Genomic DNA, 25,767 nt, shown 5'->3' on the forward strand with positions numbered 1-25,767 from the left:
CATGCGGCTTCCTGTCTGGTTTCCTTTTCTAGTGCGCAGCGCTTACAGCCACGACTTGATGTTGGCCGACATCACCGCAGCGGAAATACCGTAGCGGTCATGCAAGGTCGGCAAGGCGCCGGCGTCGAGGAAGGCATCCGGCAAGCCGATCTGGCGGAATGCCGGCGGCCGCATGTTGGCGCGCATCAGTACACCGGCTACTGCCTCGCCGAGACCGCCGACAACGGAGTGATTTTCGGCGACGATGACCATGCGGCCGCTGCGCGCCGCTTCTTTGCGGATGGTGTCTTCATCGAGCGGCTTGATGGTCGGTACGTGCAGCACGCCGACGTCGACGCTGTCCTGCTGCAGCAGCTTGGCCGCTTCCAGTGCGCGCATGGTCATCAGGCCGGTGGAAATGATCAGCACGTCGCGGCCGTCGCGGATCATCTTGGCCTTGCCCAGTTCGAAGTTGTAGTTGTATTCGTCCAGCACGGCCGGCACGTTGCCGCGCAACAGGCGCATGTAGACCGGCCCCTGATGGTCGGCGATCTGCGGCACGGCCTGTTCGATGTCGAGCGCATCGCAGGGATCGACGATGGTCAGATTGGGCATGGCGCGGAAAATCGCAAGATCATCGGTCGCCTGATGACTCGGTCCGTAACCGGTGGTCAATCCCGGCAAGGCGGCGACGATCTTGACGTTGAGGCTTTCCTCGGCAATCGCCATGCAGATGAAGTCGTAGGCACGGCGTGAAGCAAACACGGCGTAGGTCGTCGCGAACGGCACCATGCCTTCGCGCGCCATGCCGGCGGCGGCGCCCATAAGCAACTGTTCGGCCATGCCCATTTCGTAGAAGCGCTCCGGATGCTCCTTGGCGAAAATGTGCAGGTCGGTGTACTTGGCCAGATCGGCGGTCATGCCGACGATGTCGGTGCGCACATTAGCCAGCTCCGCCAGCGCATGACCGAACGGTGCCGGGCGCGTTGCCTGCCCCTCGGCCGCCAGCGAGGCTATCATCGCCGAGGTGGTCAGACGTGGTTTGGCCGGTGCCTCATTCTTTACGCCAGTCTTTGCGTCCATCTGCTTTTCTTTTAGCTGATTCATGCTTCGCTCCCGACATAAAGCGTATCGAGCGCGAGTTGCCATTCTTCAGGATCGACACGGATAAAGTGATTCTTTTCGCGCCCTTCGAGGAAAGGCACGCCCTTGCACATCTTGGTGTCGCAGATGATCACGCGCGGCTTGTCTTCCGCCAGCACGCGCGCGCGGTCGAATGCCGCGACCACTTCCTTGAGATTGTTGCCGTCGACACGCTGTACATACCAGCCGAAGGCCTGCCACTTATCGGCCAGCGGTTCGAAGTTAAGTACGCTCCTGGACGGGCCGTCGGCTTGCTGGTTATTGACGTCGACGATGGCGATCAGGTTACCGAGCTTCCAGTGCGCGGCGGACATGGCGGCTTCCCAGGTCGCGCCTTCATCGAGCTCGCCGTCCGACAGCAGGTTGTAGACGAAGGATGAAGATTTCTTGCGCTTGAGGCCGAGCGACATGCCGACTGCAACAGTCAGTCCCTGCCCGAGCGAGCCGCCGGTGATTTCCATGCCGGGCGTATAGGCCGCCATGCCCGACATCGGCAGACGGCTGTCGTCGCCGCCGTAGGTTTCCAGTTCTTCTTCCGGCAGCACGCCGGCTTCAATCAGCACCGAATACAGGGCAATCGCGTAGTGGCCGATCGACAGCAGAAAACGGTCGCGCTCTTCCCAATGCGGATCGTCCGGCTTGTAACGCAGCGCGCGAAAGTAAGCCACTGCCAGTACGTCGGAGATGCCCAGCGCCTGGGCGATATAGCCCTGCCCCTGGACCTCGCCCATGCGCAGCGCTTTCTTGCGGATGCGATAGGCGCGCTCGGCGAGGGTGAAATTTTGTTCCATGGTAGTCATCGCAACTCCTTAATGAATCAGCATGCCGCCGTTGACGTCCAGCGTGACGCCGGTCAGGTAGGACGACAGATCGCTGGCGAGGAAGAGGCAGCTGTTGGCAACGTCATCGGCAACACCGAGACGGTTGAGCGGAATGCCTTTGAGGATGTCGACCTTCATCTCATCGGTCAGCTTGCCGGCGGTGATGTCGGTCTGGATCAGGCCGGGCGTGAGCGAATTGACGCGGATGTTGTCCGGCCCCAGCTCACGCGCCATGGCGCGCGCCAGCCCGAGCACGCCGGCTTTGGCAGCGGAGTAATGCGGGCCGCCGAAGATGCCGCCGCCGCGCTGCGCCGACACCGACGACAGGCAGACGATGGAACCGCTGCGGCGGCTGCGCATGTGCGGGATCAGCGCCTGGCTCATGTAAAGCGTGCCGCGCAGCGAAACGTCGGTGACGGCTTCGTAGTTTTCCGGCTGGATGTCCATGATCTTCAAGGGCTGCGTGATGCCGGCGTTGTTGACCAGGATGTCGACCTGGCCGAGACGCTGCAGGATTTCCCTGGCGGCGCGTTCGCAATCGTCCTTGACGGTAACGTTGCAGGCCAGTCCGATGTGGCCGGCGCCGATATCCTTGGCAGCGGCGACGGCGGCAGCTTCATCCAGATCGAGAATGGCGACGCGGCCGCCATGTGCGGCGAACAGGCGGGCCACGGCCTTGCCGATACCGCGAGCGGAAGCAGCGCCGGTGATGACGGCGACTTTGTCTTTGAGTAACACGGTTGTCTCCTTGATGGATTTAGAGCCTCTGACAAAACACCGCTGGCGGCGTTGCTTCTCCCGGTTCAGCTTAACCAAGGTACTTTCGTACTGTCTGCACCGGCGCGCCTTGCCACCGGCGTTTTGTCAGAGGCTCTTTGTTTGTCTGGTAATCGGGCTTAGATTTATTCACAACGGGCCCTGACGACGAATGCAGTATTTCACCCACCCCATAGGCCGGCAAGCTAGAATCCCTCAACATGCTTTGAATAATTTTCATAACAAGAACAAGCAAGAAATCCTGCAGGGAGACACGCCATGCATCATCTGCCGCCACTCAAATCGGTGATCGCCTTTGAAGTCGTCGCTCGTCTGGGCAACATCAGCAAGGCCGCCGAAGAACTCAACCTGACGCCTTCTGCCATCAGCCATCAGATCACCAACCTGGAGAATTTCGTCGCGCTGAAATTGTTCCACCGCACCTCGCGCGGCGTTGCCCTCACACCGGCCGGCGAGCGCTATCAGCAAAGCCTTGCCGGCGCATTGGCGCTGATTGCCAGCGCCGCGCAGAACGCCCGTGCCGACGACGGCATCGAGGTGCTGCGCGTACATGCCTCACCGAGTTTCGCCAGTCTGTGGCTGATGCCGCGACTACCGCATTTCATGCAGGAACACCCCGACATCCGCATTCGCCTGTCGGCGTCGTACATGCATTCGGATTTTTCACAGGGAGAGATTGATCTGGACATCCGCTATGGAGCGGCGCGCTGGGCCGACCTGCATGTCGAGACGATTGCCACGGAAGAAGTGATGCCCATGATCAGTCCGACGCTGGCCGAGCGGCTGAAGCTGCGCACGCCGCAAGACTTGCTACAGCAGGGATTGATTTTTTCGGAAGTGAATCTGGTGCAATGGCCGCAATGGTTCGCCGCCAACGGCATCCAGCTCGCTCCGAGCCAATACGCGCTCAGCTTCGACCGCGCCTATCTGGCAATCGAAGCGGCGATCCAGGGTCTGGGGGTGGCGCTGGACAGCGCCTGGCTGGCGAATGCGGCGCTCACGGAGGGGCGGCTGGTGCCGGTGTTTCCGGATCGCAAAGGCATTCGCGTACACGCGCACCATCTGGTGTATCCGGCCACGCATGGGAAATGGACCAAGGTAGAGCGCTTCAAGCGCTGGCTGCTGCATGCGGTCTCGGCACCGCGCCAGCGAAATGAATAAAGGCGCAATTTCTCGCGCCTTTATTCATTTCATTCTCGTTCGTCCCTCGATGCCTTACTTGACTTTAATCTTGTCGCCAATCTGATTTGCGATGGTCTTGGCCCGTGCATCGCTCTGCATCTTGTCAGTCTGGCGCTGCGCCTCGGTTTTGGAGCGGTCCAGACAAATGGCGCGGAAGCGGGGATTCGATACTGTACACGCCAGTGCCATGCGTTCGGCCGTCCCCTTGTCGTCCTGCGCAACGTAGAAACTAATTACATCCGGCATGGCGCGCTGCGCCTGTCCGAAATACGCGTATTGCTGTTCGATGAAGGCCTTGCCCTTGGTTTTATCGGTGGCTGCGATGATATTGGCGATGATCACCTGCACCGCCCATGAACGTTGCGGCCAGTCCTGATTGCGCATCAGCACCTTCATCTGCTCTGCCCGGCTGATGCCATTTTTCTGCATCACGTCATACAGATACGATACCGCCATGCCATCACCTGCAGTCGCGCCGCTTGCCGCCGTGCGCGCCAGCCGGAGCGCATCACGATGCTTGTTCGTCGCCGTCATCTGTTCGATGCGAGGAAACAGCGCATAGTGCGCCAGCACTTCGGCGGTGTATTTTTCCTTCAACGCATTGCGCCAGGGAGCAACACGCGGCTGTGGCCGCGGGCGCGGAAGCAGCGGCGTGACTTGCTGACTCAAGGCATCTTCGCGAAATACTGCATCGTCATGATTCTGCGTCGCCGAACCGATCAGTGCGGAGATCTTGTCATTGATCGAATCGCCGACCTCGCCCACGGCCTTGTCGACATCCGTCTTGCGTCCCTGGATGGCCGCTGAACGCTTGATCTGCAGCTGCGCCTGGCTTTTCTTCGCGACGTCTTGTTCGACATCCGCCAGTCGTTCAAGAAATGCCTTGAATCCGGAAGCATAGGAGTAGCCATTGCGCAAACTGATGGTGGCGCCCAGGCGATCGGCCTGTTCTTCGACCGAGCGCTGCCAGGCCGGCAGCAGTACGCTGTTGGCGGCCATGCCCAACAGCGCGATGTTGTCCTGGCTGCCCCAGCCGTTCAGGTTGACTTCTTTCGCTGCGGTCTTTGCCGCGATGGCCAGCAAGGTCGCCGTGTCCGTCAGCATGCGGGCATTGTAGGCAGTCTGATGCCCCAGGTAGACGTGCGCAAACTCATGCGACAGCAGCGCAAAGATCTCATCTTCCGATTCGAAGGATTGCAGCACGGCGATATTGACGAAGATATTGCCGGCGCCGGTGGAATGCGCATTGAGCGTGGAATCGGATGAAATATAAACCTTGCCCGGCCAGTCTGGTACCTCGGCGGTTTGCTTGATCTTGACGTACAGCTGGTTCAGATAGGCCTCCATGGCGGGCATGTTCACCAATCCATAGCCCGCGGCCCGGTTGTCATTGACGTCCTCCACTGCGTCATCCCATTTCGGCGTCTCGACCTTGGGCAGATCGCCGACTTTCTCGACGCTGGGTCCTGTCAGGGACAGGGACGGCAGTTTTTCTTTTACATCCTGAACAGTCTGGCATCCCGCCAGCGCGCATAACAATGCGCCGCCGGCAAGCAATTGGTACCTGTGCTTCATTTCCCCATCCCCTGAAAATATTCTGTTTTCGATCAGCAGTTCTTGCCTGCTGCACCCGGACTTCCCGCGGTATCTTTTGCTCCCGGCATGGCGCTGCAGCGATGCACCGACTGACGGTCGGCGCGCACGTCCATGGCATCGACCCAGACGTCCTTGCCGCCGACGCTCACTTTGAAGAAATCGTTCTTTGACTCCTTGATGGGCCAGGGAAGATTGCTGGCGGCGACCGTAGCAGCCGGCGCAACTGCATCCGGATTGGCATACACCGGCAAGGGATTCTGTTTCGCGGCGACGACGCTGCCGAGGCTTTGTGCAGACACGGCGGTGGCGCAAGCCAACAGCATCAGGCTCAAGACAGACGCTTTGATGCGCGCTGCGGCTATGGTGTTTTTTTTCATGCTTTTCCCCTAGTTCCTGGTTAATCTTCAGACTCTTTCATTCCCAGCTTCTTCAGCAACTTTTCATTCAGTTCAAACCATTCCGCAGCAAAGGTGAAGAACACGATGTCGACGGTCGACATCAAGCCGATGGAAAAACAGTACTGCCCTATTGCGACAAATAGGCAAACGACTGCCATCGCCATTGCCAGCTTCAGAATAATCCAGAGCAATTCAGATACCGTCTGCGCGAGTCCCTGCAAAAGGTGCACGCATTTTTCCATCCTTGAGTGCGGTTGTTTAAGGGTGACCCAGGTTTTCTTTTCTTTCGGTTTCGACTCGGAGCCGAACAACCAATCCGTTGTCGGTCGCCACCAGCGATGCCAGCGTTCGTGCAGATGATCGAGACGCCGATGCCAGCGCGTTGGACGAGAGTCCGTCCAGATTGCGTGGAAGGCCTTGGGAAGAACCAATCCACACAGCAGGCTCACACAAAGAAAGAGATAGAGCTTCAGATGACTTGAACTTGTACTCCATTCCAAATGGATATCGCGAGGATAGCGATGCCCGAAGGTCAGCAGGTTATCAAGCGCCATGGCGTGCAGATAGACGCCTGGAATCCGGCCATGCAAGGGTGAGAGTACGCGGTCTCCACCGCCGGAGAGTGCGGCCCCTACCATGACTACGCGGTCTTCGAGTAAGCGTTTCAGAACTGCTTCCTCTTCTTCGGAGCTGGAGGCGAGGTCGCTCGCATACAGCGTCTCGTGATACACGCACACCGGCTTCTCGGCGTCATGATGCTGCCAGTTCTTGACAATGGCCGGCGCCAGCTCAAGCACACCGAAATCCTGCCGGCAGTACAGACGGTTGCCGTTCTCCTGTTGTCCCGGCTTGCTTTCCTTGCTCTCTTTGTCTTCCGCAGCGAGCCAGCGCAGGCCGTAGATGGCTGGATGCAAACCCCAAGTCAGCGCCAGTTCATTGTCTTCGACATGCAACTGTCGTCCGAAAGCCTCGCGATAAATCGCCAGTGCAGCGCTGGGCAGCGCTTCTTCGTGAGAGTCTTTTTCTTCTTCGTTTTCCAATGGATAGGCCCAGGCCAGGCGATCCAGACTGTCTGGCGTGTACTGCAAGGCGACTTTCTGGAAACAGCGCCCGGCAAGGCTCTCCAGCTCAGGACGCAGCAGTGCGTTACCGGTAGCGTCCGGCGATACGCCGAGGAAGACCCGCGTTCCCTGCTCTTGCAGCGCACAGAGACTCTTTGTCAGCAGTGCAATGGTGGCGTCATCGCGTACCTGAGCAAAATAGATGTCGAGGAATACTGCGCGCGGACGATAGCGCGCCAGCGCTTTAAGCAGACGCGCGTGGTAAGAATAGTGAGGCGGCCAAGCCTCTCCTGCATCGCTGAGCGCGGCATTGTCGATCAGAACAACGCTCGTATGCTCGCGCGCGGCAGCGTCGTACAGCTTTCCCGTAAATGGAGCGTAGATACGCGCATTGCTTCTGGTCGAAAATTCCTCGCCGACGATTTTTGGCCAGAGGAATGCCAGCAGAATGCCGATGCACAACGCGGTCGCGCTTTCCAATGCAGTACGCCTGAAAAGCACTCCCGGCGATATTGCCTTTTTTGCAACGTTACGTCTTGGTTTGCGGGGCTTCATATCAGCATTCCCCGCAGCTCGCCACAGAGTGGCAATGCTGCCCTGCCTGTCGATTGCATATGCTTGAATCAGATTATTTTTATATTCGGCAGGTACGAATACCTTCCCCCGGATCAAGGCCATTTTTGCATTTGGACAACGTTGATCGCAAGTACTTTCTCGCCCGTTCGGCCTTATTTTGAAGGGCAGTGATGCAAATCGTCACGTGCGCTCCGGTAGGTTGCTTTTAACCGCTGTGGGCATGCCTCCTTTATAATGGACGGTTTCGCAAAAACACACGTCAAATCATGGAATTAGCCAAGTCGTTCGAGCCTGCCGATATCGAAAAATTCTGGCGCGAGGAGTGGGAAAAGCGCGGGTATTTCGCCGCCACCACCGCGCCTGAAAAGCCGTCGTTCAGCATCCAGCTGCCGCCGCCGAATGTGACCGGCACGCTGCACATGGGCCATGCATTCAACCAGACCATCATGGACGGCCTGACCCGCTACCATCGCATGCGCGGTTTCAACACCGCCTGGATCCCGGGCACCGATCACGCCGGCATCGCCACCCAGATCGTGGTCGAACGCCAGCTCGACGCACAGAAAATTTCGCGCCATGACCTCGGCCGCGAGAAGTTCGTCGAGAAGGTGTGGGAGTGGAAAGAAAAATCCGGCTCCACCATCACCGGTCAAATGCGCCGCATGGGCGCCTCGACCGACTGGGACCGCGAGTACTTCACGATGGATCCGAAGATGTCGAACGCCGTCACGGAAGTCTTCGTGCGCCTGTTCGAGCAAGGCCTGATCTATCGCGGCAAGCGCCTGGTGAACTGGGATCCGGTGCTCGGCACGGCTGTCTCCGACCTCGAAGTGGTGTCGGAGGAAGAAGACGGTTCGATGTGGCATATCCGCTATCCGCTGGTGGACGGCAGCGGCCACATCACGGTGGCGACGACGCGTCCGGAAACATTGCTGGGCGACGTCGCCGTGGCGGTCGATCCGACCGACGAGCGCTATGCCCACCTGGTCGGCAAGATGCTCAAGCTGCCGCTGACCGACCGCGAAATTCCGATCATCAAGGATGAATACGTCGACAAGGAATTCGGCACCGGCTGCGTCAAGATCACGCCCGCGCATGACTTCAACGATTACGCCGTGGGCGCGCGTCACAACCTGGAAAAAATCAGCATCCTGACGCTGGACGCCAAGATCAATGAAAACGGCCCGGCCAAATACCAGGGCCTGGATCGCTTTGAAGCGCGCAAGCAGATGGTTGCCGACCTCGACGCGCAAGGCCTGCTGGAACTGGTCAAGCCGCACAAGCTGATGGTGCCGCGCGGCGACCGCACCGGCGTCGTGATCGAACCGATGCTGACCGACCAATGGTTCGTCGCCATGAGCAAGCCGGCGCCGGAAGGCACCTACTTCCCCGGCAAGTCGATCGCCGAAGTGGCGCTGGAGAAAGTCGCCAACGGCGAGATCAAGCTGATTCCGGAAAACTGGAGCAACACCTACAACCAGTGGCTCAACAACATCCAGGACTGGTGTATTTCGCGCCAGCTGTGGTGGGGCCATCAGATCCCGGCATGGTACGACGAAGACGGTAAGGTCTACGTTGCCCGCACCGAGGAAGAAGCCAAGACACAAGCCGGCGGCAAGACTGTGACGCGCGACAACGACGTGCTGGATACGTGGTTCTCGTCGGCGCTGGTGCCGTTCTCGACGCTGGGTTGGCCGGAAGTCACGCCGGACTACAAACTGTTCCTGCCGTCGTCGGTGCTGGTGACCGGCTTCGACATCATCTTCTTCTGGGTGGCGCGCATGGTCATGATGACCACGCACTTCACCGGCCAGGTGCCGTTCAATACGGTCTATGTGCATGGTCTGGTGCGCGACGCCAGCGGTCAGAAGATGTCGAAGTCCAAGGGCAACACACTTGACCCTATCGACCTGATCGACGGCATCGGCGTGGATGAACTGGTCGCCAAGCGTACCGTCGGCCTGATGAATCCGAAGCAAGCCGCCAGCATCGAAAAGGCGACCCGCAAGGAGTTTGCGGACGGCATTCCGGCCTTCGGCACCGACGCACTGCGCTTCACCTTCGCCTCGCTCGCGACGCTGGGCCGCAACATCAACTTCGACCTCGGCCGCTGCGAAGGCTATCGCAACTTCTGCAACAAGCTGTGGAACGCCACGCGCTTCGTGCTGATGAATACCGAAGGCCAGGACTGCGGTTTCGACGGTCACGTCAAAGGCGAATGCAACAAGGAAAAACTGCAGTTCTCGCAAGCCGACCGCTGGATCGTGTCGCTGCTGCAGCGCGCCGAGGCGGAAGTCGAAAAGGGTTTCGCCGATTACCGCTTCGACAACATCGCGTCGGCCATCTACAAATTTGTCTGGGATGAATACTGCGACTGGTATCTGGAAGTCGCCAAGGTGCAAGTGCAGACCGGCAACGACGCACAACAGCGCGCCACCCGCCGTACTTTGCTGCGCGTGCTGGAAGCGGTGCTGCGCCTGGCGCATCCGGTGCTGCCGTTCGTCACCGAAGCGCTGTGGCAAAGCGTTGCGCCGCTGACCGACAAGAAGCTCGATCCGGCCGGCGATTCGATCATGCGCCAGCCGTATCCGCAAGCCGATCTGGAAAAGATCGACGCCGAAGCGGAAGCGTGGATGACGCAACTGAAGACGCTGACCGATGCCTGCCGCAATCTGCGCGGCGAGATGCAATTGTCGCCGGCGCTGCGCGTGCCGCTGATCATTGAGACTGCCAATGCGGAAGCGGTGAATTCCTTCCTGCCGTATCTGCAATCGCTGGTGAAGCTGAGCGAAACGCAAGTCGTAACGCAACTGCCGGAGTCGCCCGCGCCGGTCGCCATCGTCGGCGATCTGAAGCTGATGCTGAAGGTGGAAGTCGACATCGCCGCCGAACGCGAACGCATGACCAAGGAGATCACCCGCATCAGCGGCGAGATCGTCAAGGCCAACGCTAAACTGTCCAACGAGAGCTTCGTCGCCCGCGCGCCGGAAGCGGTCGTGGCGCAAGAGAAAGAGCGCCTGGCCAATTTCACGGCGACGCTGGCAAAACTGGAAGAGCAACTGGCCAAGCTGAAATAAGCAGCGCCCGCTCCCTCCGCAAAGCTGCCGTTCCGTAAAGGACGGCAGCTTTTTTATTGCCGCTCTGCATCGACAACATCACAGGAGCATCTCCGTTTTAATCCTTGCCGGACACGCCGAGCTTGTCTACACTAGCTGAGTAAAATTAGAACAACCGTGCTTTTATTAAATTCAACCCTGGACGGAGACATCATGAAAACTCGCATCATCCTGAGCAGCGCCCTGCTGGCCCTGAGCGCACTGACTACCGCAACCGCCTGGGCCGACGGCTCGCCGGTAGGCCTGTGGAAAAACATCGACGACGCCACCGGCCAACCCAAGGCGCTGATCCGCATCACCGAGAGCGGCGGCGAGTTGACCGGCAAGATCGAGAAGCTGTTCCGGCCGGCGGAAGAAGATCAGAATCCCAAGTGCGTGAAATGCGAAGGTGCATTGAAAGACCAGCCGATCGTCGGCATGACCATCCTCTCCGGCCTGAAAAAAGACGGCGAGGAATACAACGGCGGTCAGATCCTGGACCCGGCCAACGGCAAGTTATACAAGAGCAAGCTGACTGTGATCGAGGACGGCAAGAAGCTCAATGTGCGCGGCTATATCGGTATGCCGATGCTGGGCCGCACGCAGACATGGGTGCGCGAAGAATAGATCTGCGGCGTTCATATTTCCGGGCGACAAGGCGGCTTCGGCCGCTTTTGTTTTTGCGCGATATTTTTGTCCGGCGCGGCCGTTTCCTTGTTTTATAATTAACTTCACTGTCGCGAGAAATGATATAAACAATTGTGCTTTTCCATGGGACCGGACCGGCTCTTTTCAGGTTCGTCGGGAGCATCGCGACGCCCTGCCATCCCATTTCGCAAAACGTATGGCTTTCAGGTCGGAGGGCGTATGTGGCAAAGGTGGCATGGCTTTTCTTCGCGACGCTTCGCGCTCGCACTTTGCATGGCGGCGATATTCGCAACACCGCTCTCCGAAACGTGTGCCGCCGATCAATCGGTAAAAATCGTGCCTATCGGCTTTGCCGGGCCGCTGGGTGAAATCAATGCGAAGAGCGGACGCAACGCAGCAATTCTCGCCATCGAAGAAGCCAACAAGACGGCTCCGCGCATCAACGGCCAAACGGTATTTTTCGAACTCGTCGAGCAGGACGACAAGGCCGATCCGCGCATTACCGAATACATCGCGCGCTATTTCACCAATAGTAAAGTCATCGGCGTCATCGGCCACTGGACCAGTAACGCCACCGTCATCGCAGCCCCCATATACAACGAAGCCGGTCTGGCGCAAATCTCTCCGGCCTCGTGGAGCCGCGGCTTCACACAGAAATCCTACAGGACCGCTTTCCAGATCCTTGGCAGCGATGATGCCGGACTGGCAGCTGCGGCCGATTATCTGGTCAGGGAACAGCAACTCAAGCGCGTCTTCGTTCTGGACGACGGCGCTTACCTCGGCGCCAGCATGGCGGATTATCTGTCAAATCACGTGAAAGCAGCCGGCGGCGACATCGTGTACCGGACATCGGTCAACGGTAAGACGTCCGACTTCAACGCGCCGTTGCAAATGGCCCAGCAGCTCAAACCGGATCTGATTTTTTTCAGCGGACGCGTGATTCAGAGCGACGTTCTGGCGCGCAACCTGCAACGTTTCAACCTGTCGGCAAAGTTGCTGATTACCGGCAGCGTCGTGACCGACAGCTTCCTGCGCAATGCCGAGAAGATCAACGTCAACCTGATGGCTATCGTCCCCAGCACGCCGATGGAAAAACGTCCCGGCATGGCGGCACTGCAAAAGAAATACGCGGAGAGATTCAATACGGAGATGCTGCCGTTTGCGGCATACGCCTATGACAGCGTGCACTTGCTGGTCGCTGCCACGAAAAAGGCCAACTCACTGGATCGCAGCAGAATTGTCGATGCGCTGCACGAAATAAAATACAGCGGCATCACGGGCGCCATTTCCTTTGACGCCAACGGCGCGCTGCTCAAGCCTGCTTACACCTTATACGAGTTGGAGCAGCAAAAGTGGGTGCCGCTGCGCGTCTTCACGGCCAAGTGAACAGCAGGTGGAATTGCGGGTTACAGCGTAGGCGCAGGCTTATGCTTGGCGACGTAGCTGTCGAGTTGGCGCGCGAAAGCCCGACCGTCGCTTTGACTGAAGGCGGCCGGACCGCCGGTTTCTACACCGCTGCTGCGCAGCTCTTCCATGAAATTGCGCATGGTCAGATGCTGCTGGATATTGTCGGCCGAATACATTTCGCCACGCGGATTGAGCACCGCGCCGCCCTTGGCGATGGCTTCTGCGGCCAGCGGAATGTCGGCGGTGATGATCAGATCGCCCGGTTGCGTCAGCCTGACGATCTCCTTGTCGGCGACATCGAAGCCGGCAGGCACGACGACCGCTTTGATAAAGCGCGACGGCGGCACGCGCAGGAGTTTATTGGCCACCAGCGTGACCTGGATGTGCGTGCGCTCGGCAAGACGGAACAACATGTCCTTGATGACGCCCGGACAGGCATCGGCATCAACCCAGATTTGCATAGTCGGCTCTCAGACTCGGCTCTCGAAAAAACATCGGACCGCAACGGGTCCGATGAGAATTACTGCATGAAGCGAAGGCGCAGGTATCAGACAAACGACACCGTCAGTCCCGGCAAGGCAACACCGGAGAAGGCCGTGATCCAGGTTTGCCCGGCCTCGATCGGATAGGCGTCGGTCCAGGTGCCGGTGGTGATGATTTCCCCTGCCGCCAGCGGTGCAAACTGCGGTTGCGTCTTCAGCAACTGATGCAGATGCCACAGGGCGTGCAACGGACTGTCGGCTTCGTCGTTGAAAAAACCTGCGGCCCGCAACGTGCCGGTGCTGTCGGTACTGCTCGACAGCGAGACGCTGGCGCCGGCAAGGATGTGCGCCAGATTGTGACGGGTGGAGGACGACAAGACATGCGGCTCACCGATGATGAGCGTGCCGTGCAGGCCGAAGGCGGCGATCGCGTCGGCGACGGTGAACTCCCAGTTGGCGAAAGGACAGGCGACGATTTCAAAGCCATGCGCCATCCATTCGATGCATTCGGCCAGTTCGTCGATGGTGGCGTCGGGCGACGGCGCCTGGCCCAGCTTGAAGACGATTTCGGGTTCGATGCGCGGTTGCAGCGCACCGACCAGGCATTGCTTGCCGTGATTGTCGTCAGCATAACGAACCGTGCTGTCGTAAATATGCGCCCAGATCGGGATGCGCACGTCGTCCGTCACGCCGTATTTGTCCCAGGTCTTGTGAACGGTAAAACCAATCTTGCGGCCGATGGGCTGGTCGCCTTGTGCTACGCGAATATCGAGGATACGGCGGGCAATGTCGTAAGCGTCGTCAACGGACAGCGGTTCGGAAGAGGACAGAAGCGGCAGTAGACATGCGTTTGCGCGTGCATCGAGGAGTTGATGCGCGTACCGACTGGCTTGGCTCGACATAAGCATGAGAGGCTCGCACAGAAAGATAGTGAATAGCTATCCATTGTCGATGACGATTAATTTTTGCACAAGTGAAAATAAGGACATCATTACAAAGTTTGCCAAATTTTCTTTGCAAGTTTTCAATAAAACGGCAAAATCAATACCGACGAGTACGTCAAACACTTTTGACGCTGTCGCGTGATTTATTCCCATAAATCAACTAAATGGGCTGGTTGCACTTGCCCGCAAGAAAGGGACACGATGATGCGATCCATGCACTCCCCTTTTTCACCTCGCGTTCCGCGAGTTTTACGGCCTTCCTTCATTGTGCCTCGTCTGGCAACGGCATTGCTGATGCTGACTTGCCTGGCGACCTCCGCCGCACAGGCGCAGGACGATACGCTGGAAGTCGGAATCGGCTTCGCCGCGCCATTGACGGAAGTGCGCGTGCAAGCCGGCCTGGATGCCGCCAGACTTGCCGTGGAACAAGCAAATCTGCGCAATCCTCAAGTCGGCGGACGCAAGGTGCGTTTCGTCTTGCGCACGCAGGACGACAAAGGCGACGTACGCACCGCCCCGCTGGTGGCGCAGTATCTGGTCGACAGCGGCGTAGTCGGTGTCATCGGCCACTGGACATCGTCGTGCAGCATCGCCGCCGCGCCCGTGTACCAGCGCGCCCGCATGGCACAGGTGTCGCCGGCATCGACCTCCCATAAATTCACGCAGCTCAGTGCGCCGACGACGTTCCGCATCATGGGACACGACGACGACAACGGCACCTATCTTGCGCGCTATGTCATCAACGATCTGAAAGCCCAGCGCATCATGATCGTTGACGACGGCAGCCAGTTCGGCATCGGCCTGGCGGATCAGTTCGGTAATATCGTGCGCGCGGAAAAGGGCCGCATCATCGATCGCAGCAGCATCAGCAACAAGACTTCGGATTTCAATGCGGTGCTGCGCACGGCAAAACAAGAGAAGGTGGATCTGATCTTTCTGAGCGCGCGCGTCAATCAAAGCGGCGAATTTGTGCGCAACATGAAGCGGCTGGGCGTTTCGGCCACTTTGCTTGCCACCGGCGGCACCGTCAGCATGACGTTCCTGTCCACTGCGGGCGATGCGGCGGAAGGCGTCATGGCCATGGAGCCGGGCCCGGCACTGGAACGGCTGCCCGAGTGGAAGAAGCTGCAAAAAGATTTCTCGACGCGCGGCAAAGGAGAGATGGCGCCCTTCACGATCTTCGCCTACGACGCCACCAGCGTATTGATCGCGGCCATCCTGCAAGCCAATTCGCTGCAACCGGCTGAGATCGTCAAGACACTGCACCAGATTCGCTACAAGGGAGTGACGGGAAACATCTCTTTCGACAGCGAAGGCAATCTGCACCAGCCGGTGTATACGCTCTACCGCGTGCAAAACAAGGTGTGGGTGCCCGTCAAGAGTTTTGGCGCATCAGCAAAGTAGACTAAGGCAATGACGCCGGCCGCGCTGCGTCAGCCGGCCCAGAGGTCGCCGTTGGGACTGGTGCGCGGCGCCGTCACACCGAAGTGAGTATAGGCCGCCGGCGTCGCCACGCGTCCGCGCGGCGTGCGTTGCAAATAGCCTTGCTGGATCAGATAAGGCTCGAGCACGTCTTCAATCGTGTCACGCTCTTCGCCGATGGCGGCCGCCAGATTGTCGAGGCCGACCGGACCGCCGTTGAATTTGAACAGCACCGCTTCCAGCAGTTTGCGGTCCATCAGGTCGAAACCGACCGGGTCGACATCCAGCATCACCAGTGCGGCGTCAGCCATGGCTTGCGTGATGCGGCCGTTGCCCTTCACTTCCGCATAGTCGCGCACGCGGCGCAACAGGCGGTTGGCGATGCGTGGCGTGCCGCGGCTGCGCTTGGCGATTTCCAGCGCGCCCTCTTCGACGATGGGCGCGTTAAGCAAACCGGCGCTGCGCGTGACGATGCGCGCCAGTTCCGGCGGCGAATAGAATTCCAGGCGCGCGACGATGCCGAAACGGTCGCGCAGCGGATTGGTCAGCATGCCCGCGCGCGTCGTGGCGCCGACCAGCGTGAACGGTTGCAGGTCGAGGCGCACCGAGCGCGCAGCAGGACCTTCGCCGATCATGATGTCGATCTGATAGTCCTCGAGCGCAGGGTAGAGAATTTCTTCGACTACCGGCGACAAGCGATGGATCTCGTCGATGAAGAGGACGTCGTTGGCTTCCAGGTTGGTCAGCAAGGCGGCCAGATCGCCGGCGCGCTCCAGCACCGGGCCGGAAGTCTGGCGCAGGTTGACGCCCATTTCACGCGCGATGATATGCGCCATGGTGGTCTTGCCGAGGCCCGGCGGCCCGAACAGCAATGTATGGTCGAGCGCTTCGCCGCGCTGGCGTGCCGCCGAGATGAAGATCTCAAGCTGGCCGCGGACTTTTTCCTGGCCGACGTATTCATCCAGCTGCTTGGGACGCAGTGCGCGTTCGATCGCTTCCTCGTTGGCCGAAGCCGGGGTGGCCGCGATGATGCGCTGTTCGGAGAAGTCGTCAGTCTGGATGCTCATGGATGGTGGCTACGCGCTATTTATGCTTTGGACAACGCCTTGAGGGCGTGCTTGATGCCTTCCGACACGGTGGCGTCGGCCGGCACCTGCTTGAGCGCCAGCGTCGCTTCCTTGTCGGAATAGCCGAGCGCCAGCAAGGCGTTGAGGATATCCGAAGTCGTGTCGTGATGCACTACGCCGCCGACCGCACCCAGATCGGCGCCGAGCTTGCCCTTGAGTTCGAGCAACAGGCGCTCCGCGGTTTTCTTGCCGATGCCGGGCACCTTGGTGAGGCGGCCTGCTTCCTGCAAGGTTACCGCCTGCGCCAAGTCGCTGACCGACATGCCCGATAAGATCGACAAGGCCGTGCGCGCGCCAACGCCGGAGATCTTGATCAATTCCTTGAAAGTATTGCGCTCCTCCGCGCTGCCGAAACCGAACAGCACATGCGCGTCTTCGCGGATCGCCAGATGGGTCAGCAATACGACCTTCTCGCCCAGGCCCGGCAGATTGTAGAAGGTACTCATGGGCACGCCGACCTCGTAACCGACGCCATTGCAATCGACCAGCAATTGCGGAGGATTTTTTTCGAGCAGGATTCCGGAGAGACGACCGATCATGATGGCTGAGGAGAAAGATGAATGGTGGAATGATACAGTACTGTTCGGATAAACAGTATATCCATCAGCAAGGTTGCCACCCCATTGCATGACGAATCCAGCCGATTTGCCTAACACCACTCCGGTGGGCTATTGTCTGCCCTGTTTCCCTTCAGCACATCCCCAATAAAAGGACACCATGGCCGGCAGCAGCTTTTTCGCATTGATCGACGACATCGCCAGCATTCTCGACGACGTTTCCGTGATGACCAAGGTCGCCGCCAAGAAAACTGCCGGCGTGCTGGGCGACGACCTGGCGCTCAATGCGCAACAGGTTTCCGGCGTGAACGCCGACCGTGAACTGCCTGTGGTGTGGGCGGTGGCAGTCGGATCGTTGAAGAACAAGGCGATTCTGGTGCCGGCCGCGCTGCTCATCAGCACCTTCGTGCCGTGGGCGGTGACACCGCTGCTGATGCTGGGCGGCGCCTTCCTTTGCTTTGAGGGATTTGAGAAACTGGCACACAAATATCTGCCGCACGAGGAAGATCACGGCGGCGAAGATCACGGCGGCCAGCATGCCGCTGCGGCCGACAACGGCGATGCCGCCGCCAGCGAGCAGGACAAGATCAAGGGCGCGATCCGCACCGACTTCGTGCTGTCGGCGGAGATTATCGCCATCACGCTCGGCACCGTCGCGACGGCACCTTTGCAACAGCAGATCATCGTGCTGGTCGGCATCGCGCTGATCATGACTGTCGGTGTGTACGGCGTGGTGGCCGGCATCGTCAAGCTGGACGACGGCGGCTTGTATTTGCTGCGCACGGGCGGCAGCAGCGGTTTCGGCCAGTTCAAGCAACGCGTCGGCCGCGCCATTCTGGTCGCGGCGCCTTACATGATGAAAAGCCTGACCGTCATCGGGACGGTGGCAATGTTCATGGTGGGCGGCGGGATTCTGACGCACGGCATTCCGCCGGTGCATCACTGGATTGCGGACGTCAGTACGCCGCTCGCCGCACTGCCTGCGGTGGGCGGTTTGCTGTCGGTGATTGCACCGTCGGTCATCGATGCGATATTCGGCGTGATTGCCGGCGGCGTGGTGTTGCTGGTGGTGGAAGCGGTAAAGCGCGTACTGAAACTTTTCAGAAAAAACTAACCGATCAGACGACCGCCGCGCACGCGCAGCCCCTTCTTCGCCAATCCCGGCGCCAGCGCTCCGAGCGCGCTCAAGGCTTCGCCGCTATGTGCATGGCAGATCGCCACACCCAGCGCGTCGGCGGCATCGGTGCCGGGCAAACCCGGCAACGCCAGCAAACGCTGCACCATATCCTGCACTTGCTGCTTCTGCGCCTTGCCGTGCCCGGCAACGGCTTGCTTGACCTGCAGCGCGGTGTACTCCGCCACCGCCAGATCGGCATTCACCAGCGCACAAATCGCCGCGCCGCGGGCCTGGCCGAGCAACAGCGTGGACTGCGGATTGACGTTGACGAAGACTTTTTCGATCGCCGCGCAGTCGGGTGCGTAAGTCTTGATGACTTCACCGACGCTGGAGAGAATGACTTTGAGCCGTTGCGGCAGATCGGCATCCGGCGTCTTGATGGTGCCGGAGGCGATATAGGTGAGCTTTGTGCCCTGCTTGTGGATCACGCCAAAACCGGTGGTCCGCAAGCCGGGGTCGATGCCGAGAATTTTCATGAGTCCGAGCGCGCCCATGACTGAACAATTACGCGTCGTCCCGGCTCCCGCGGGGACCCAATGCCGTCAAACGACCATTGCATACAGATCATTCCAATAAGGGTTGGTCTTCTCGATCAACTCGATTTTCCAGGCGCGCCGCCATGCCTTCAGTTGTTTTTCACGAGCAATCGCGCTGACGATATCGTCGAAAACTTCAACATACACTAAATCCTTGACTCCATACTTCTGCGTAAATCCGGATATCAAGCCATGCTTATGTTCGTACACGCGCCGCACCACATCGTTAGTAACGCCGACATATAAGGTTCCGTTGCGTCGGCTCGCCAGAATATAGACGAAATAACTCATGCGCGAATATTATCGTGCATGCGTTAATTGTCAAAAAGAAATTTCTGTCGTCCCAGCGAACGCTGGGACCCAGTGTCTTACCGGCCGTCTTTACGACGCTGGGTCCTGACTTTCGTCAGGACAACACAAGTATTTGAGAACGATGAAAATTAATGGCGGAAGTGACGTGTGCCGGTCAGCAGCATCACCACATCACGTTCGTCCGCCGCATCAATCACTTCCTGATCGCGCATCGAACCGCCCGGATGGATCACGCAAGTCGCGCCGGCATCCACTACCACATCCAGACCGTCGCGGAACGGGAAGAATGCATCCGACGCCACGGCCGAACCGGCCAGTGTCAGACCGGCATTCTGCGCCTTGATCGAAGCGATGCGAGCGGAGTCGATACGGCTCATCTGGCCGGCGCCGACACCCAGCGTCATGCCGTTGCCGCAGAACACGATCGCGTTGGACTTGACGAACTTGGCGACGCGCCAGGCGAACATCAGGTCTTGCAACTGTTGCTGTGTCGGTTGCTTCTTGCTGACGACTTTGACGTCGGCCAGCAGCACGTTCTTGGCATCCGGCGATTGCACCAGCAGACCGCCGCCGACGCGCTTGAAATCATACGCGTTCAAGCCATTGCCCAGCGGGATTTCCAGCAGACGCACGTTTTGCTTGGCGGCGAAAATCTTCTTGGCTTCGGCGCTGAATGACGGTGCAATCAGCACTTCGACGAATTGCTTGGCGACCGCTTCAGCGGCTGCGCCGTCGAGTTCGCGGTTGAAGGCGATGATGCCGCCGAAGGCGGACGTCGGATCCGTTTGCAATGCCTTGCTGTACGACTCCAATGGATTGGCGCCGACTGCCACACCGCATGGATTGGCGTGCTTGATGATGACGCAGGCTGCGGTGTCGGCAGCATCGAAGGTCTTGACGCATTCCCACGCGGCATCGGCATCGGCGATATTGTTGAACGACAGTTCCTTGCCTTGCAGCTGGGTGTAATTGGCCAGCGCGCCGTCGCTCTTCTTGACGTCGCGGTAGAACGCCGCCGATTGATGCGGGTTTTCGCCGTAGCGCATGTCCTGGACTTTTTCGAAGTGCAGATTCAGCGTGTCAGGATAGGCGCTGCGGGTAGTGTGTTGCTTGTCTTCACCCAGCGAGGTGAAATAGTTGGTGATGGCGCCATCGTATTGCGCTGTATGCGCGAACACTTTCTTGGCCAGCGCAAAGCGCTTCTCATACGGCAGGTCGCCGCTTGCCTGCAGGTCAGCCAGCACGCCGGCGTAGTCGGTCGGGTCGCAGATGACCACCACATCCTTGTGGTTCTTGGCCGATGAACGCAGCATGGCCGGGCCGCCGATGTCGATGTTTTCGATCGCGTCTTCCAGCGAGCACTCTTCCTTGGCCACGGTTTGCTGGAACGGGTACAGGTTCACCACCACCATGTCGATGGTCGGGATGCCGTGCTGGTCCAGTGCGGCGACATGCTCGGGGAAATCGCGGCGCGCGAGAATCCCGCCGTGCACTTTCGGATGCAGCGTCTTGACGCGGCCATCCAGCATTTCCGGGAAACCGGTGTAGTCGGCGACTTCGGTCACCTTGACGCCATTGTCGGCCAGCAGCTTGGCAGTGCCGCCGGTGGACAGGATGTTGACGCCCATGGCGGACAACGCGCGTGCAAAGTCGAGCACGCCGGCTTTGTCGGAAACGGAGATGAGTGCTTGTTTGATCATGATGGCATGAAGGTAAATGAAGGAATCCGGTGATGAGACCGGCAGCGTCTGCAATCAAGGGACGCTGCCGCATGTATGCGATGCATGCAGACGACTAAGGCCTGCGGTTACAACAAGCCGTGCTGCTGCAATTTCTTGCGCAAGGTATTGCGATTGATACCGAGAATTTCTGCGGCTTGCGACTGATTGCCGTCGGCGCGCGCCATCACTGCTTCGAAGATCGGTTTCTCGACCGTCAAAACAACCATGTCATACACATTGGATGGCAGTTGCTCGCCCAGATCCTTGAAATACTTGTCAAGGCTCTTCCTGACGACATCCTCGATACTTTCTTTACTCATTACGTGCTACTTCTGTTCTTTTTGGTGTGTTAATCAATGAAGCCGATACGCCCGCGCAGTTATGCTGCCAGCGCCTGTTCGGCAATCCCGTATTGTAACCGCTCGCCATATGCCGCCTGCGATTCGAAGAAATCGCGCACGGCGTTCCATTGCAGCTGGCAATCTTCGAGGCGGTTCATGCGCTGCCGGAATTCTTCCCCCTCAGGCAGATCGCGGACATACCATCCGATATGCTTGCGCGCCGTGCGCACGCCGAGATACTCGCCGTAGAACGCATAGTGCGCCTGCAAATGTTCCAGCATCAGTTCCTGCACTTCGGCCACCATCGGCGCCGGCAGATGCGTGCCGGTGCGCAGGAAGTGGTCGATCTCGCGGAAAATCCACGGCCGTCCTTGCGCCGCGCGGCCGATCATGACTGCATCGGCGCCGGTCACGGCCAGCACGTGTCTGGCGCGCTCCGGCGTAGTGATGTCGCCATTGGCGACCACCGGAATCTTCACCGCAGCCTTGACGGCGGCGATGGTCTCGTACTCGGCTTCGCCGCTGTAACCGTCGGCGCGTGTGCGGCCGTGCAGCGTCAGCATGGCGATACCGCTCTGCTCGGCCATGGCGGCGATGGTCAGAGCGTTCTTGTTCTCGCGATTCCAGCCGGTGCGGAATTTCAATGTCACCGGCACGTCGACGGCCTTCACCACCGCGTCGAGAATCTGGCCGACCAGCCTTTCGTTTTGCAACAGGGCCGAACCGCACCAGCTATTGCAGACTTTTTTGACCGGGCAGCCCATGTTGATGTCGATGATCTGCGCGCCGCGGTCCACGTTGTGCCTGGCGCAATCGGCCAGCATGGCGGGATCGGCGCCAGCGATCTGCACCGCTTTCGGCTCCATCTCGCCATCGTGGTTGGTGCGGCGCGAAGTCTTCTCGCTTTGCCACAGGCGTGGATCCGAGGCTGCCATTTCCGACACGGCATAACCCGCGCCCAACTGTTTGCACAGTTGGCGGAAAGGACGATCCGTCACACCCGCCATGGGGGCGACGAAAACGTTATTGCGCAGGGAATGCGGGCCGATATTCACGGATATCCGGACGCGTGAGCGTGTGGTTGCTGGGGAAGGGCGCTATTTTAGCGCGATTGGCCCTGCGCCCCAACAAGAATCGGTCTTGCAGCGCAATGCCGGCGAGAAATTATCAAACGGGCAATATGTCGTCGTATCCGGCGCCGCCGAACGCCTCACTATCGAATAAAAGCGAGAGGGGCTTCGTCAGCGATCAACTTCGTCGAGCACTTGCGGCGTCAGGTGAGCGATGTCCGCCCATTGCTTGATGTGAATGCGCTCGCCGTCCCATTGCAGGCGGTTGATGCTGGCATTGAAGATGTCGAAATCGCGTGCATGGGCGAAGCCGGTTTGTCTGGCCCAGCGGTAGATGCATTCCAGCACGCCGCCGTGCGTGACGATGGCGATCTTGCGGTGACCATCGGCAACCCCTTCGCGAACGATAGCGCTGACCGCACCGACCGCGCGCCCGGAAAACTCGCGCATGGTTTCTGCGATGCGTTCACCAGCCGGATAACGCGCATCGAGTGCGCGCGACTTCCAGGCGGCAAAATCTTCCGGATAACGCTGCTGGATGTCGTGATGCTGCAAGCCTTCAAAGCCGCCGTAACAGCGCTCGCGCAGGGCCGGCTCGATCTGCACCGTCTTGCCCTGCAGCGTTGCCACCGCCTGCGCCGTGTCGCGCGCACGCTGCAGGTCGCTGGCGTAGATCGCATCCAGCGGTTCGTTCTCCAGCGCTTGCCCGAGCGCCGCGGCCTGCCGCTGCCCTTCGGCGTTCAGAGGAATATCGATATGACCTTGCAGGCGCTTGTCTACGTTCCAATCGGTTTCGCCGTGGCGGATCAGCAGGATGTCGAGCATGAGTCTTTACTGGATGAATTTACTTAATTAACGCAGGGTTCAATGTGTAGGTGCCGGTGATGCTGGCCTGAGCGAGCACATGGCCTTGCAGGGCGTTGTGCACGTCGGTGCCGGTGAATTTGCCGGTCACTGTCAGTTGCTCCTGATCCACCGCATACAGCGTGAAAACGTAGCGGTGCACGATGGCGTCATTCCAGGGCGGGCAAGGACCGTCATAGCCGAAGTAATCGCCGCTCATGTCGCCGTCGCCGGCAAACCAGCTGGTGTAATCGTTGAGGCCATGGCGCGCGCCCGACAGCGGATCGCCCGGAATCGCAGGACCGGCCTTGCCGCGTGTGGTGACGGCGCTGCTGAACTGACCGGCGGCCAGCTCGCTGACGCCCGCCGGAATGTCCACCAGACTCCAATGGAAGAAATCGACCCGCGGCAAATCGGCCGGTACGGTCTTGTCTTCCTGGTTGACGTCGTCGCCGCGCGACGGCACGTCAGGATCATGTACAACCAGCACCAGCGATTTGGTGCCTGCCGGCACATCGCTCCATGCCAGATGCGGATTTTTGTTGGATGACAGCGCTATGTGGCTTTTGGCGTCAGGCACCGCAAAGGCGAATTCGCCCGGGATGGCGGCACCGTCTTGAAAAGAATCGCTCCAGAGTTTCATTGTGCTCTCCTTTGAAAATTGGCTTGCTAGGACTTGCTAATGTCTGGCGTCGCGCTGACCGGCTTCACCTGCAGCCAGAATGTGACCGGACCATTGTTGGTCAGCGAAACCTGCATGTCGGCGCCGAAGCGTCCCGTCTGCACCATGCCATGCCTGGCTTTCGCCTGTGTGACAAAGTGATCGAACAATCTTCGGCCATCTTCCGGCGCGGCGGCCGGCGTAAATGACGGCCGGGTGCCGGAGCGCGTGTCGGCCGCCAGAGTGAATTGCGGCACCAGCAACAAACCGCCCTGCACGTCCGTCACGCTGCGGTTCATCTTGCCGGCATCGTCGGCGAACACCCGGTAACCGAGCAGTTTGCCGAGCAACAGATCGGCTTCCTTCTCGGTATCGCCGCGTTCGGCACAGAGCAGCACCATCAAACCCGCGCCGATGACGCCGATCTGCTCGCCTTCTACTACGACATCAGCTTTGCTGACTCGTTGCAATAATCCGATCATGCGCTGTGATTCGTTGTGACTACGACAAAGTAACGCGCGCAAATTTACGCTTGCCGACCTGCACCACGAACACGCCTGCATCGACCTTCAGCCCCTTGTCGCTGATCACGGTGCCGTCGATACGCACGCCGCCCTGCTCCACCATGCGCAAGGCTTCCGACGTGGAGGCGCACAGATTGGCCTGCTTGAGCAATTGACCGATACCCAGCGGCGCGCCGGCCAGTGCAACTTCCGGTACGTCGTCCGGGATGCCGCCCTTGGAGCGGTTGACGAAGTCGGCCAGCGCATCTTCGGCGGCCTGCTGCGAATGGAAGCGCGCCACGATTTCCTGCGCCAGCGCCACCTTGATGTCGCGCGGATTCTTGCCGCCTTCGACCTCGGCCTTGAAGCCGGCGATGTCGGCAATCGAGCGGAACGACAGCAGTTCGTAATAACGCCACATCATCACGTCGGAAATGCTCATCACCTTGGCGAACATGGTGTTGGCCGGTTCGGTGATGCCGATGTAATTGTTCTTCGACTTCGACATCTTTTCCACACCGTCCAGACCTTCCAGCAGAGGCATGGTCAGGATGCATTGCGGCTCCTGGCCGAAATCCTTTTGCAGCTCGCGGCCCACCAGCAGGTTGAACTTCTGGTCGGTGCCGCCCAGCTCCAGATCGGCCTTGAGCGCGACCGAGTCGTAGCCCTGCATCAGCGGATACAGGAATTCATGCACCGAAATCGGCGTGCCTTCCTTGAAACGCTTGGTGAAATCGTCGCGTTCCATCATGCGCGCCACGGTGTAGCGCGAGGCCAGCTGGATCATGCCGCGGCTGCCGAGCGGATCGCACCATTCGGAGTTGTAACGGATCTCGGTTCTGGCCGCATCCAGCACCAGGCTGGCCTGGGCGAAATAGGTCTTGGCGTTGACTTCGATCTGCTCGCGCGTGAGCGGTGGACGTGTCGCATTACGGCCGGACGGATCGCCGATCATCGAGGTGAAGTCGCCGATCAGGAAAATCACGGTATGACCGAGATCCTGCAATTGGCGCATTTTGTTGAGTACCACGGTGTGGCCCAGATGCAGGTCGGGTGCGGTCGGATCCAGCCCCAGCTTGATGCGCAGCGGCTGGCCGCTTTGTTCGGCGCGCGCCAGTTTCTGCGCGAATTCGCTTTCGATGAGCAACTCGTCGACGCCGCGTTTGGCGACGGCAAGCGCCTCCAGGACTTTATCGGACAGAGGCAAGGGGGCTTTGGATGTAGGCTGTTCGGCGTTCATTGATATAACTAAAAAATAGGCTTTTGTAGGACAGTACCGGATTGACGCTTTGCTATAATCGCGCTTTCGTCTTTCTGCCGCACGCCATCTAGAAGCGCAATCAGCAGAGAATTAGCATTCATCGCCTGTCAAGAGTCTGTAAAAGCGT

25 protein-coding genes are annotated in these 25,767 nt (G+C 59.3%); 6 read left to right on the forward strand and 19 right to left on the reverse strand.

Annotation, left to right across the window (positions count from 1 at the left end):
- Positions 1-42 precede the first annotated feature (42 nt).
- Genes AC1RN6_RS15460 through AC1RN6_RS15470 form a run of 3 tightly spaced genes read right to left on the reverse strand, consistent with a single transcriptional unit; the run spans position 43 to position 2,681 of the window.
- A complete protein-coding gene (locus tag AC1RN6_RS15460; protein WP_493006456.1) occupies positions 43-1,062 on the reverse strand; it encodes a transketolase family protein in 1,020 nt (339 codons plus the stop codon).
- 20 nt (positions 1,063-1,082) lie between these two features.
- Entirely contained in the window at positions 1,083-1,922 is an 840-nt protein-coding gene (locus tag AC1RN6_RS15465; protein ID WP_493006322.1) for a transketolase, read from the reverse strand.
- A gap of 9 nt (positions 1,923-1,931) precedes the next feature.
- Positions 1,932-2,681, reverse strand: coding sequence for an SDR family NAD(P)-dependent oxidoreductase (locus AC1RN6_RS15470; RefSeq protein ID WP_493006323.1), 750 nt, complete (start codon positions 2,679-2,681; stop codon positions 1,932-1,934).
- A gap of 297 nt (positions 2,682-2,978) precedes the next feature.
- Between AC1RN6_RS15470 and AC1RN6_RS15475 the strand changes: the two genes are divergently transcribed.
- Positions 2,979-3,881: a LysR substrate-binding domain-containing protein gene (locus AC1RN6_RS15475; protein ID WP_493006324.1), complete on the forward strand. Its 903-nt coding sequence runs from the start codon at positions 2,979-2,981 to the stop codon at positions 3,879-3,881.
- Between the two features lie 54 nt (positions 3,882-3,935).
- On the opposite strand, the gene AC1RN6_RS15480 is transcribed toward AC1RN6_RS15475, so the two are convergent.
- The 3 genes from AC1RN6_RS15480 to AC1RN6_RS15490 are packed head-to-tail and all read right to left on the reverse strand — an operon-like array spanning position 3,936 to position 7,512.
- The gene (locus tag AC1RN6_RS15480; RefSeq protein ID WP_493006325.1) at positions 3,936-5,477 is read right to left on the reverse strand and encodes a M48 family metalloprotease; all 1,542 of its coding nucleotides are present in this window, start codon (positions 5,475-5,477) and stop codon (positions 3,936-3,938) included.
- A gap of 32 nt (positions 5,478-5,509) precedes the next feature.
- The gene (locus tag AC1RN6_RS15485; protein ID WP_493006326.1) at positions 5,510-5,875 is read right to left on the reverse strand and encodes a hypothetical protein; all 366 of its coding nucleotides are present in this window, start codon (positions 5,873-5,875) and stop codon (positions 5,510-5,512) included.
- Between the two features lie 20 nt (positions 5,876-5,895).
- Positions 5,896-7,512, reverse strand: a complete 1,617-nt coding sequence (locus AC1RN6_RS15490) for a CHASE2 domain-containing protein (RefSeq protein ID WP_493006327.1) — start codon at positions 7,510-7,512, stop codon at positions 5,896-5,898.
- A 287-nt stretch (positions 7,513-7,799) separates the two neighbouring features.
- Here AC1RN6_RS15490 and AC1RN6_RS15495 point away from each other — a divergent pair, with 287 nt between their 5' ends.
- The 3 genes from AC1RN6_RS15495 (at position 7,800) to AC1RN6_RS15505 (ending at position 12,662) form a co-directional block, all read left to right on the forward strand.
- The gene (locus AC1RN6_RS15495) at positions 7,800-10,610 is read left to right on the forward strand and encodes a valine--tRNA ligase (protein WP_493006328.1); all 2,811 of its coding nucleotides are present in this window, start codon (positions 7,800-7,802) and stop codon (positions 10,608-10,610) included.
- A gap of 192 nt (positions 10,611-10,802) precedes the next feature.
- Positions 10,803-11,255, forward strand: coding sequence for a DUF2147 domain-containing protein (locus AC1RN6_RS15500; protein ID WP_493006329.1), 453 nt, complete (start codon positions 10,803-10,805; stop codon positions 11,253-11,255).
- A 294-nt stretch (positions 11,256-11,549) separates the two neighbouring features.
- Positions 11,550-12,662: a branched-chain amino acid ABC transporter substrate-binding protein gene (locus tag AC1RN6_RS15505; protein ID WP_493006330.1), complete on the forward strand. Its 1,113-nt coding sequence runs from the start codon at positions 11,550-11,552 to the stop codon at positions 12,660-12,662.
- A 20-nt stretch (positions 12,663-12,682) separates the two neighbouring features.
- On the opposite strand, the gene AC1RN6_RS15510 is transcribed toward AC1RN6_RS15505, so the two are convergent.
- Both AC1RN6_RS15510 and AC1RN6_RS15515 read right to left on the reverse strand, forming a co-directional pair.
- Complete coding sequence (locus AC1RN6_RS15510; protein ID WP_493006331.1) at positions 12,683-13,144, reverse strand: YaiI/YqxD family protein; 462 nt, start codon at positions 13,142-13,144, stop codon at positions 12,683-12,685.
- Positions 13,145-13,230: 86 nt separating this feature from the next.
- A complete protein-coding gene (locus tag AC1RN6_RS15515; protein WP_493006333.1) occupies positions 13,231-14,073 on the reverse strand; it encodes a 2-keto-4-pentenoate hydratase in 843 nt (280 codons plus the stop codon).
- Between the two features lie 330 nt (positions 14,074-14,403).
- Here AC1RN6_RS15515 and AC1RN6_RS15520 point away from each other — a divergent pair, with 330 nt between their 5' ends.
- Positions 14,404-15,513 (forward strand): branched-chain amino acid ABC transporter substrate-binding protein, encoded by a 1,110-nt coding sequence (locus AC1RN6_RS15520; protein ID WP_493006334.1) that lies wholly within the window; start codon positions 14,404-14,406, stop codon positions 15,511-15,513.
- Between the two features lie 29 nt (positions 15,514-15,542).
- Here the strand turns inward: AC1RN6_RS15520 and ruvB are convergent, their stop codons facing one another.
- Together ruvB and ruvA are read right to left on the reverse strand one after the other, a co-directional pair.
- The gene (gene ruvB / locus AC1RN6_RS15525; RefSeq protein ID WP_493006335.1) at positions 15,543-16,598 is read right to left on the reverse strand and encodes a Holliday junction branch migration DNA helicase RuvB; all 1,056 of its coding nucleotides are present in this window, start codon (positions 16,596-16,598) and stop codon (positions 15,543-15,545) included.
- Positions 16,599-16,618: 20 nt separating this feature from the next.
- On the reverse strand, positions 16,619-17,197 hold the full coding sequence (ruvA, locus tag AC1RN6_RS15530; protein WP_408168185.1) for a Holliday junction branch migration protein RuvA: 579 nt from the start codon (positions 17,195-17,197) through the stop codon (positions 16,619-16,621).
- A 178-nt stretch (positions 17,198-17,375) separates the two neighbouring features.
- Between ruvA and AC1RN6_RS15535 the strand changes: the two genes are divergently transcribed.
- Positions 17,376-18,329, forward strand: a complete 954-nt coding sequence (locus tag AC1RN6_RS15535) for a DUF808 domain-containing protein (protein WP_493006336.1) — start codon at positions 17,376-17,378, stop codon at positions 18,327-18,329.
- On the opposite strand, the gene ruvC is transcribed toward AC1RN6_RS15535, so the two are convergent.
- The 9 genes from ruvC to tyrS all read right to left on the reverse strand — a co-directional run bounded on the left by ruvC (position 18,326) and on the right by tyrS (position 25,619).
- Positions 18,326-18,868 (reverse strand): crossover junction endodeoxyribonuclease RuvC, encoded by a 543-nt coding sequence (gene ruvC / locus AC1RN6_RS15540; protein WP_493006337.1) that lies wholly within the window; start codon positions 18,866-18,868, stop codon positions 18,326-18,328. The two genes, AC1RN6_RS15535 and ruvC, sit on opposite strands and share 4 nt — an antisense overlap.
- A 66-nt stretch (positions 18,869-18,934) precedes the next feature.
- Positions 18,935-19,219, reverse strand: a complete 285-nt coding sequence (locus tag AC1RN6_RS15545) for a GIY-YIG nuclease family protein (protein WP_493006338.1) — start codon at positions 19,217-19,219, stop codon at positions 18,935-18,937.
- 149 nt (positions 19,220-19,368) lie between these two features.
- Positions 19,369-20,940 carry a bifunctional phosphoribosylaminoimidazolecarboxamide formyltransferase/IMP cyclohydrolase gene (purH, locus tag AC1RN6_RS15550; protein WP_493006339.1) on the reverse strand — a complete coding sequence of 524 codons (1,572 nt, stop codon included), beginning with the start codon at positions 20,938-20,940 and terminating at the stop codon, positions 19,369-19,371.
- A gap of 107 nt (positions 20,941-21,047) precedes the next feature.
- Positions 21,048-21,281 (reverse strand): Fis family transcriptional regulator, encoded by a 234-nt coding sequence (locus AC1RN6_RS15555; protein ID WP_007883354.1) that lies wholly within the window; start codon positions 21,279-21,281, stop codon positions 21,048-21,050.
- A 59-nt stretch (positions 21,282-21,340) separates the two neighbouring features.
- Complete coding sequence (dusB, locus tag AC1RN6_RS15560; protein ID WP_493006340.1) at positions 21,341-22,357, reverse strand: tRNA dihydrouridine synthase DusB; 1,017 nt, start codon at positions 22,355-22,357, stop codon at positions 21,341-21,343.
- Positions 22,358-22,543: 186 nt separating this feature from the next.
- A complete protein-coding gene (locus AC1RN6_RS15565) occupies positions 22,544-23,197 on the reverse strand; it encodes a histidine phosphatase family protein (RefSeq protein ID WP_493006342.1) in 654 nt (217 codons plus the stop codon).
- Positions 23,198-23,216: 19 nt separating this feature from the next.
- Complete coding sequence (locus AC1RN6_RS15570; protein ID WP_493006343.1) at positions 23,217-23,858, reverse strand: YbhB/YbcL family Raf kinase inhibitor-like protein; 642 nt, start codon at positions 23,856-23,858, stop codon at positions 23,217-23,219.
- A 26-nt stretch (positions 23,859-23,884) separates the two neighbouring features.
- Positions 23,885-24,358, reverse strand: coding sequence for a D-aminoacyl-tRNA deacylase (dtd, locus tag AC1RN6_RS15575; RefSeq protein ID WP_493006344.1), 474 nt, complete (start codon positions 24,356-24,358; stop codon positions 23,885-23,887).
- 19 nt (positions 24,359-24,377) lie between these two features.
- Positions 24,378-25,619, reverse strand: a complete 1,242-nt coding sequence (tyrS, locus tag AC1RN6_RS15580) for a tyrosine--tRNA ligase (RefSeq protein ID WP_493006345.1) — start codon at positions 25,617-25,619, stop codon at positions 24,378-24,380.
- Positions 25,620-25,767 lie beyond the last annotated feature (148 nt).

The organism is Herbaspirillum sp. GW822-FHT03A08, assembly GCF_058801885.1.

What these genes read in the sequence shown, in the direction of transcription:
- AC1RN6_RS15460 (WP_493006456.1), bottom strand. Translation starts at nt 1,062, where the DNA reads ATGGACGCAAAGACTGGCGTAAAGAATGAGGCACCGGCCAAACCACGT.
- AC1RN6_RS15465 (WP_493006322.1), bottom strand. Translation starts at nt 1,922, where the DNA reads ATGACTACCATGGAACAAAATTTCACCCTCGCCGAGCGCGCCTATCGC.
- AC1RN6_RS15475 (WP_493006324.1), top strand. Translation starts at nt 2,979, where the DNA reads ATGCATCATCTGCCGCCACTCAAATCGGTGATCGCCTTTGAAGTCGTC.
- AC1RN6_RS15480 (WP_493006325.1), bottom strand. Translation starts at nt 5,477, where the DNA reads ATGAAGCACAGGTACCAATTGCTTGCCGGCGGCGCATTGTTATGCGCG.
- AC1RN6_RS15485 (WP_493006326.1), bottom strand. Translation starts at nt 5,875, where the DNA reads ATGAAAAAAAACACCATAGCCGCAGCGCGCATCAAAGCGTCTGTCTTG.
- AC1RN6_RS15490 (WP_493006327.1), bottom strand. Translation starts at nt 7,512, where the DNA reads ATGAAGCCCCGCAAACCAAGACGTAACGTTGCAAAAAAGGCAATATCG.
- AC1RN6_RS15495 (WP_493006328.1), top strand. Translation starts at nt 7,800, where the DNA reads ATGGAATTAGCCAAGTCGTTCGAGCCTGCCGATATCGAAAAATTCTGG.
- AC1RN6_RS15500 (WP_493006329.1), top strand. Translation starts at nt 10,803, where the DNA reads ATGAAAACTCGCATCATCCTGAGCAGCGCCCTGCTGGCCCTGAGCGCA.
- AC1RN6_RS15505 (WP_493006330.1), top strand. Translation starts at nt 11,550, where the DNA reads ATGGCGGCGATATTCGCAACACCGCTCTCCGAAACGTGTGCCGCCGAT.
- AC1RN6_RS15510 (WP_493006331.1), bottom strand. Translation starts at nt 13,144, where the DNA reads ATGCAAATCTGGGTTGATGCCGATGCCTGTCCGGGCGTCATCAAGGAC.
- AC1RN6_RS15515 (WP_493006333.1), bottom strand. Translation starts at nt 14,073, where the DNA reads ATGCTTATGTCGAGCCAAGCCAGTCGGTACGCGCATCAACTCCTCGAT.
- AC1RN6_RS15520 (WP_493006334.1), top strand. Translation starts at nt 14,404, where the DNA reads ATGCTGACTTGCCTGGCGACCTCCGCCGCACAGGCGCAGGACGATACG.
- ruvB (WP_493006335.1), bottom strand. Translation starts at nt 16,598, where the DNA reads ATGAGCATCCAGACTGACGACTTCTCCGAACAGCGCATCATCGCGGCC.
- ruvA (WP_408168185.1), bottom strand. Translation starts at nt 17,197, where the DNA reads ATGATCGGTCGTCTCTCCGGAATCCTGCTCGAAAAAAATCCTCCGCAA.
- AC1RN6_RS15535 (WP_493006336.1), top strand. Translation starts at nt 17,376, where the DNA reads ATGGCCGGCAGCAGCTTTTTCGCATTGATCGACGACATCGCCAGCATT.
- ruvC (WP_493006337.1), bottom strand. Translation starts at nt 18,868, where the DNA reads ATGAAAATTCTCGGCATCGACCCCGGCTTGCGGACCACCGGTTTTGGC.
- AC1RN6_RS15545 (WP_493006338.1), bottom strand. Translation starts at nt 19,219, where the DNA reads ATGAGTTATTTCGTCTATATTCTGGCGAGCCGACGCAACGGAACCTTA.
- purH (WP_493006339.1), bottom strand. Translation starts at nt 20,940, where the DNA reads ATGATCAAACAAGCACTCATCTCCGTTTCCGACAAAGCCGGCGTGCTC.
- AC1RN6_RS15555 (WP_007883354.1), bottom strand. Translation starts at nt 21,281, where the DNA reads ATGAGTAAAGAAAGTATCGAGGATGTCGTCAGGAAGAGCCTTGACAAG.
- AC1RN6_RS15565 (WP_493006342.1), bottom strand. Translation starts at nt 23,197, where the DNA reads ATGCTCGACATCCTGCTGATCCGCCACGGCGAAACCGATTGGAACGTA.
- AC1RN6_RS15570 (WP_493006343.1), bottom strand. Translation starts at nt 23,858, where the DNA reads ATGAAACTCTGGAGCGATTCTTTTCAAGACGGTGCCGCCATCCCGGGC.
- dtd (WP_493006344.1), bottom strand. Translation starts at nt 24,358, where the DNA reads ATGATCGGATTATTGCAACGAGTCAGCAAAGCTGATGTCGTAGTAGAA.
- tyrS (WP_493006345.1), bottom strand. Translation starts at nt 25,619, where the DNA reads ATGAACGCCGAACAGCCTACATCCAAAGCCCCCTTGCCTCTGTCCGAT.